We start from the raw sequence: 6,843 nt of genomic DNA on the forward strand, positions 1-6,843 counted from the left end.
GGTTATCATTTATCAATAAAAGCTGTACTTCGGGTTATATTTAGCAACTATTTTATGGCTATGCTCACACCAGGTGCCAGTGGTGGAGCTGTGGCTCAAGTACTCGTATTAAGAAGCTATGATGTCCCGATAAGTAAGGGAACTCCTATCGTATTGATACGTACGGTTTTTTCAATCATGTTTTTAGTCATCATGTTACCGATTGTGTTTTTATATGACTCCATAGAAATACCATATATTTCAAGAGATATGTTATTACTATTTTCCTTCTTGGCCGTCATGGCCACCTTATTAGGAACATATCTTTTACAAACGGTATATATGAGGAAATTCGTATATAATTTAGCACAACGTTTTAAGGCACATAAGACCAAAGATTGGTTGGCGAAATTAGAAACACTAAATCAAGGGCTTGCATTATTGTATAAAAAACCTACTCAATCCTTTATTGTATTTATCGAATCAGGATTAAGTTTATTATGCTTATACTGTATAGCACCGGCATTGATGTTTGCTTTTACTAATGATGTACCAATTATTACGATATTAGATAGAATGATATTGTTGAATTTAATACTTTATTTTGCACCCACTCCAGGGGGAACAGGTATTGCTGAAGGATTATTCATTTTACTTTTTACACCATTCGTACCGAGTGGTACTGTAGGTATTATAGCTGTGGCGTGGCGTGTGATGGCAGAATATGTGCCATTTTTTATAGGTATGTATGCAGTATTAACTTTATATGGACGTCAGTTTGTTGCTCAGGAAACATCTAATTAATGTAAGGAGAATTAGTATGACAAAACCGAAAAAGGACAAATTTTATTTAGTTCAAGAAGATATTTTACCGGAAGCGATTAAGAAAACGATTAAAGTAAAAGAGATTTTGAAACTAGGTGAAGTAAAAACCATAAATGAAGCTGTTGAGAAAATGGATTTAAGTCGATCTGCTTATTATAAATATAAAGATTATGTATTTCCATTTTTTGAGATTGCTCAAGGAAAAATTGTTAGCATTACCGTTTCAATGTCCAATGAATCAGGTATGTTATCAAGTGTTTTAAAAGCAATAGCCGATAAAAACGGAAGTATCTTGACCATAAATCAAGATATTCCATTACAGGGTATTGCTAATAGTAGTATTTCTTTCGAAACCAAAAACTTGCAAGGTTCCTTAGAGGAATTATTACATGATATTCGCAATATGAAAGGAATTATTAAAGTAGAAATTTTAGGTCAAGCATAATATAAATATTATATTGACCAGTCAGAAGAGAGTAGGACCATTATGAAGACCGTTAAAATAGCCTTATTAGGATTTGGTACTGTTTCCCAAGGAACTTTTAATTTATTACAAGATAATGTCGATTTGATTACTAACAGAAGCGGTGTAACTATCGAGATTTCAAAAATATTTGTTCGCAACCCAGATAAATACACAAATATTACACTACCAAGCACTGCACAATACGTGACTAACATTGATGATGTTCTTAATGATGAATCGATTGCTATTGTCGTTGAATTAATGGGGGGCACAACATTTGCGAAAGATTGTGTTGAAGCAGCTTTAAAACATGGAAAAAGTGTTGTTACAGCCAATAAGGATTTATTAGCAGAAGCAGGCCCATATTTATTTGACTTAGCGTATAAAAACCACGTAGATTTACGTTTTGAAGCCTCTGTATTAGGTGGCATTCCAATTATTAGAACATTATACGATTCCCTTGGCGGTAATCGCATTACTGAACTTGTTGGTATCATGAATGGTACTACAAACTTTATTTTATCTAAAATGACAGATGAAGGATTAAGCTACGGGGATGTATTAAAAGAGGCTCAAGATTTAGGCTATGCAGAAGCTGATCCAACTGCCGATGTAGAAGGATTAGATGCAGCTCGTAAACTTGCTATTTTAGCATCCATTAGCTTTAACCGTCGTATATTCTTCGAGGATGTAACTGTAGAAGGTATTACTAAAATTGATACAGAAGATATTTCCTTTGGTAAGGAATTCGGATACAATATTAAACTTATTGGCATTGCAAAAGAATCGTCAAAGGGTTTATCTCTCAATGTATACCCTGCTTTCGTACCACTAACACATCCACTTGCATCTGTACGCGGCTCGTACAATGCAATTTATATCAAGGGTAATGGCATTGATGATGCCATGTTCTATGGACGTGGCGCCGGTAGTTTACCAACAGGCAGCTCCGTTGTTAGCGATATTATGGAAGTAGCTAAAAACGTAGCTTTTGAATCTACAGGACGTTTTAAACCATTCTACTTTGACCAAAAGAATATTTATTCCCCAGGTAAAATACAATCCAGTTACTATATGCGGTTAGCTGTTGATAATAAAACTGGTGTTCTTGCAAAGATTGCTACAAAATTAGCAGAGCAAAAAATCTCTGTTCTTTCGATTGTTCAACGAAATAAAGATCCTGAAACAGCAGTACTTGCTATTGTGACTTCTAAATGTCCACATTCCTATATTTTAAATTTAATTGATTCTTTTAACAGCTTGCGATCTGTGAAAGATGTATGTAGTGTAATCAGAATTATGGAAGCGTAATATTATGACAACAATTCGTGTACAAGTGCCTGCTACAAGTGCCAATTGCGGACCAGGTTTTGATTGCCTTGGACTAGCATTAAATCTATATAATATTTTTGAATTTACACCTGATGCAAATGCTACATCTTTTAGCTATACATTTCATGGGTATGGCGCTGATTTATTAGAAAAAGAAGATCCTAAAAAAAATCTCATCGGAATAGCTATTGAACAAGTATTTGCTAAAGCACAAGAACCAATACAATATGGTCATATAACTTCAGAAACACTGATTCCGCCATCACGTGGCCTTGGTAGTAGTAGTACTGCTATTGTAGGTGGGCTTTTACTAGCAAATAATCTCGTAAATAAACCACTTTCAAAAGAAGAGTTACTCATCATTGCCAATCGTATGGAAGGCCATCCAGATAATGTGGCACCAGCAATTTTTGGTAATCTTTGTTGCGCTACAGGTTTGAAAGATAAAGTTTTGAATACAGTAATCCCTGTACCAGAATCACTTCATTTTGCTGTAGTCGTACCAGAGGTATTAGTTTCTACAGAATATGCACGATCTGTATTACCAAATCATGTGCCTTTTAAAGAGGCTGTTCAAAATGTGAGTCATGCATCGTTATTCGTAACTAGTTTAATTACGAACCAATTGGATAATCTTGCAGTTGCCTTGGAGGATAATCTCCATGTACCGTATCGGAAAACGTTGATTCCTCATTGTGATAAGGTATTCTCTGCAGCAAAAGCCGCAGGCGCTTATGGTGCAACTATCAGTGGATCTGGTTCTACCTTAATTGCATATACAGATAAAGCTCATGTACAAACAGTAGCTGAAGCAATGGGACAAATCTTTGAGTTCCATGGCATCGAAAACAAGGTATATGTGTTAGAGGCAGATACAATAGGGGCCACAACTATTCAAAATGTGGTATAATAAATCTAGTTAAGGCATAGTCCAAAAACTTATGTTGGAGGATTCTATGAATAATTTTAAAACAACAATGTTACTAGCCACTTTAATAGTGATACTAGTATTATTAGGCGATGCTTTTGGCGGCGCTCGTGGAATGATGTTAATGTTCATCATATCTGCAGGCATGTCAATATCATCGTATTGGTATAGCGATAAGATTGTGTTAGCACAATACAATGCACAACAAGTTACCGCTCAATCAAACCCTAAATTATATGGTATGGTTGAACAATTGGCTAAAAACGGTAAACTACCGATGCCAAAGGTATATATCATCCCTACGGACGTACCAAATGCATTTGCAACTGGTCGTAATCCAGAACATGCTGCGGTAGCTGTAACAGCAGGGATTCAACGATTGTTAACGGATGATGAATTAGCTGGCGTATTAGGTCACGAATTAACACATGTTAAAAATCGTGATACCTTAATCAGTACTATTGCAGCCATTATTGGTGGTGCTATATCAACTATTGCGCAGTTTGGTATGTTCTTTGGTGGCCGCTCTGATGACCGCGATGATAATGTCAATCCACTTGCATTGATTGGTATGGTTATTTTGGCACCTTTAGCAGCTGCTATTATCCAAATGAGTATTTCCCGTACCCGTGAATATTTAGCTGATGAGGGTGGGGCTATGTTAAGCAAAAATCCATTAGGACTTGCATCAGCATTGGCCAAAATAGAAGAATATTCTAAATATGGAACATTACCTAATGCTAATAATGCTACAGCGCATATGTTTATAATTAATCCTATGATGGGAATTGGTGCTAGTTTATCTAATCTTTTTAGCACACATCCAAGCACAAAGGACCGTATTGCTAGATTAAAAAAACTATCTCTAAATCCACATTATAGATTTTAATAAAAGGGAGGTTTAAAGATGGAAGAAACTTTAGTTCTCATTAAACCAGATGGTGTAAAACGTCAAATCTGTGGTGAAATTCTTACACGTTATGAACGTAAAGGCTTAATTATTAAAGCTATGAAATTACTTCAAACACCAAAAGAATTAGCAGAAGAACATTATGCAGAGCATAAAGATAAGCCATTCTTTGGTGAATTAGTTGATTTTATTACGTCTGGACCTGTATTGGCTTTTGTACTAGCAGGTAAAAATGCCGTTACTTCTGTACGTACTATCAATGGTGCAACTAATCCTGTAGATGCCACACCTGGTAGTATTCGTGGTGACTATGCCTTAACTATGGATTCTAATGTTGTACATGCATCTGATTCAGTAGATTCAGCAGCACGTGAAATTCATTTATGGTTCCCAGAATATAAATAACATATAACAGGAGGTATGGCCATGAGTAGTAGTGTTTATACAAAAACAGGTGATCAAGGTACAACAGGTCTTTATACGGGTGAACGTGTAAAGAAATCTTCTCTTCGTGTTGAAGCCTATGGTACTATTGATGAGCTCCAAGCCTTCTTGGGATTAGCTAGAGCCTATGCAAAGAACGTAAGAGTACAAGCTGAGTTACTCGATATAGAGCGTTCCTTATGGACTTTAATGGCTGATATTGCTAGCTTGAATCAAGCTCCTCAAATTACCGACCAGCAAGTAAAACATTTAGAAAAAGTTATCGACCGCTTCGATGCAAAATTAGAACCTCTTGCAGAATTTATTTTACCTGGCGAGAATAAATCTTCTGCTTATTTACATGTATCTAGAACTGTTGCTCGTCGTGCAGAACGTGATTTATGGCGTGTATTAGATGCAGGTGAAAGCGTACATGAATCTAATTTGCGATACTTAAATCGACTATCTGATTTATGCTTCATATTAAGTCGTGTAGAAGAAGAAATCGGAGAAGAATAAACAAAAAAAGCTATGTCTTCACATAGCTTTTTTCTTTATTAAGATTGTATAATTTCTTGATTTAATACATCATGTGGACTTGGATAGAAAAAGAAGATATGAGGAATTTGATATCTAAATTTTTCACGCAATAAATCTGCTAATGTTGTCTCAAAATTTATAATTTTAGATGCATCAAAAGAAAAATCTTCTACTAATACAAACATTTGTGGCTCCACAATAGGTGCATTAGGAGGTAATTCAGAAGGGTCTAGCGGTACATTAACAACTACACGACATGTACCAATATATCCACCTTGACCATCCTCAATAGCTACACGATAGGTATTTTCCCAAAGGGTAGACATCATTTTTAATTTCATATTCATAATTTCCATAGTGTATCTCCTTTTGTTATACTAATAATGATACAGAAATTATATATACTTGTATAGGTGCTTTATGAAATCTACAATTATTCTATGCTCCGGTGGAGCTCGTAGTGGAAAAAGTGAATTTGCAGAACAATTAGCCTTATCCTTAAAAGGACGAAAGGCATATGTTGCTACAGGGCAAGCTTTTGATGACGAAATGAAAGATCGTATTAAAAAGCATCAAATGCGCCGTGGTAAAGAGTGGATTACTTTCGAAATTCCACTACACTTACACAAAAATTGGGAACAAATTAAGAATGTAAGTGATGTTATCTTGATTGATTGTCTTACAATGTTTACATCAAATCACGTCTTCGCTCATGGGGATATCAATACGCAGGAAGATTCTAATCGTATTGAATCTATTATTTTAGAAGAGCTGCGACTATTATTACAGGAAATTAATAACAGTAATGATAAAACTGTTATTTTTGTGACCAATGAAATTGGATTAGGTATTGTACCGGAAAATAAATTGGCAAGATATTTCCGCGATATAACTGGTCGTGTAAATCGAGAGGTTGCTAGTGCTGCCAATAAAATGTACTTAACAATTAGTGGAGTAACCATAGAATTAAAATCTCAGGAGGTTCATATAAATGGCTAAAAAAATCATGTTCCAAGGAACGAGCTCTAATGTAGGCAAAAGTATTTTATGTACTGCATTATGCCGCATTCTTTATCGAATGGGCTATAAAACTGTGCCATTTAAAGCACAAAATATGGCTTTAAACTCCTATGTAACCAAATGGGGTGATGAAATAGGCCGTGCTCAAGTAGCCCAAGCTGAAGCAGCTGGTATTGATCCTATTGTACAAATGAACCCTGTATTGCTTAAACCTACAGGAAATCAGTCATCTCAAGTTGTATTAATGGGCAAACCTGTTGGTGTGTATAGTGCCAAAGAATATCATACCCATTACTCTTTAACAGCTCTTGATAAGGTCAAAGAATCTCTTGCCTTTCTCGATGAAAATTTTGAAATGATTGTCATCGAAGGGGCTGGTAGTCCTGCTGAGGTTAATTTAAAAGCTAATGATATCGTAAA

At 35.5% G+C, this 6,843-nt stretch carries 9 protein-coding genes and 1 pseudogene; 9 read left to right on the plus strand and 1 reads right to left on the minus strand.

Annotated elements, in window-relative coordinates; translation table 11 throughout:
• The 7 genes from RYP29_RS07670 to RYP29_RS07700 all read left to right on the plus strand — a co-directional run.
• Positions 1 to 783: lysylphosphatidylglycerol synthase transmembrane domain-containing protein (locus tag RYP29_RS07670; RefSeq protein WP_311532926.1), on the plus strand; the 783-nt coding region annotated here is incomplete at its 5' end.
• 16 nt (positions 784 to 799) lie between these two features.
• Positions 800 to 1,249 carry an ACT domain-containing protein gene (locus RYP29_RS07675; RefSeq protein ID WP_005379031.1) on the plus strand — a complete coding sequence of 150 codons (450 nt, stop codon included), beginning with the start codon at positions 800 to 802 and terminating at the stop codon, positions 1,247 to 1,249.
• A gap of 42 nt (positions 1,250 to 1,291) precedes the next feature.
• The gene (locus tag RYP29_RS07680) at positions 1,292 to 2,581 is read left to right on the plus strand and encodes a homoserine dehydrogenase (protein ID WP_119982827.1); all 1,290 of its coding nucleotides are present in this window, start codon (positions 1,292 to 1,294) and stop codon (positions 2,579 to 2,581) included.
• A gap of 4 nt (positions 2,582 to 2,585) precedes the next feature.
• Entirely contained in the window at positions 2,586 to 3,512 is a 927-nt protein-coding gene (thrB, locus tag RYP29_RS07685; protein WP_005383315.1) for a homoserine kinase, read from the plus strand.
• A 46-nt stretch (positions 3,513 to 3,558) separates the two neighbouring features.
• Positions 3,559 to 4,419 (plus strand): zinc metalloprotease HtpX, encoded by an 861-nt coding sequence (htpX, locus tag RYP29_RS07690; protein WP_205096376.1) that lies wholly within the window; start codon positions 3,559 to 3,561, stop codon positions 4,417 to 4,419.
• Between the two features lie 18 nt (positions 4,420 to 4,437).
• Positions 4,438 to 4,845: a nucleoside-diphosphate kinase gene (gene ndk, locus RYP29_RS07695; RefSeq protein ID WP_105084107.1), complete on the plus strand. Its 408-nt coding sequence runs from the start codon at positions 4,438 to 4,440 to the stop codon at positions 4,843 to 4,845.
• Positions 4,846 to 4,866: 21 nt separating this feature from the next.
• On the plus strand, positions 4,867 to 5,382 hold the full coding sequence (locus tag RYP29_RS07700) for a cob(I)yrinic acid a,c-diamide adenosyltransferase (protein WP_005383317.1): 516 nt from the start codon (positions 4,867 to 4,869) through the stop codon (positions 5,380 to 5,382).
• Between the two features lie 38 nt (positions 5,383 to 5,420).
• Here RYP29_RS07700 and RYP29_RS07705 read toward each other — a convergent pair whose 3' ends face one another.
• A complete protein-coding gene (locus RYP29_RS07705; protein ID WP_156931225.1) occupies positions 5,421 to 5,759 on the minus strand; it encodes a hypothetical protein in 339 nt (112 codons plus the stop codon).
• A 64-nt stretch (positions 5,760 to 5,823) separates the two neighbouring features.
• Here RYP29_RS07705 and cobU point away from each other — a divergent pair, with 64 nt between their 5' ends.
• Together cobU and RYP29_RS07715 are read left to right on the plus strand one after the other, a co-directional pair.
• Positions 5,824 to 6,402: a bifunctional adenosylcobinamide kinase/adenosylcobinamide-phosphate guanylyltransferase gene (gene cobU, locus RYP29_RS07710; RefSeq protein WP_005383330.1), complete on the plus strand. Its 579-nt coding sequence runs from the start codon at positions 5,824 to 5,826 to the stop codon at positions 6,400 to 6,402.
• A pseudogene (locus RYP29_RS07715) lies at positions 6,395 to 6,843 on the plus strand (cobyric acid synthase CobQ); the annotation flags it as partial. The gene cobU and the pseudogene RYP29_RS07715, both read left to right, overlap by 8 nt.

The sequence above is a fragment of the uncultured Veillonella sp. genome, from assembly GCF_963534045.1.
Classification (GTDB): Bacteria; Bacillota; Negativicutes; order Veillonellales; family Veillonellaceae; genus Veillonella.

Coding starts and splice junctions, on each gene's coding strand:
- RYP29_RS07675 (WP_005379031.1), top strand. CDS start 800: ATGACAAAACCGAAAAAGGACAAATTTTATTTAGTTCAAGAAGATATT.
- RYP29_RS07680 (WP_119982827.1), top strand. CDS start 1,292: ATGAAGACCGTTAAAATAGCCTTATTAGGATTTGGTACTGTTTCCCAA.
- thrB (WP_005383315.1), top strand. CDS start 2,586: ATGACAACAATTCGTGTACAAGTGCCTGCTACAAGTGCCAATTGCGGA.
- htpX (WP_205096376.1), top strand. CDS start 3,559: ATGAATAATTTTAAAACAACAATGTTACTAGCCACTTTAATAGTGATA.
- ndk (WP_105084107.1), top strand. CDS start 4,438: ATGGAAGAAACTTTAGTTCTCATTAAACCAGATGGTGTAAAACGTCAA.
- RYP29_RS07700 (WP_005383317.1), top strand. CDS start 4,867: ATGAGTAGTAGTGTTTATACAAAAACAGGTGATCAAGGTACAACAGGT.
- RYP29_RS07705 (WP_156931225.1), bottom strand. CDS start 5,759: ATGGAAATTATGAATATGAAATTAAAAATGATGTCTACCCTTTGGGAA.
- cobU (WP_005383330.1), top strand. CDS start 5,824: ATGAAATCTACAATTATTCTATGCTCCGGTGGAGCTCGTAGTGGAAAA.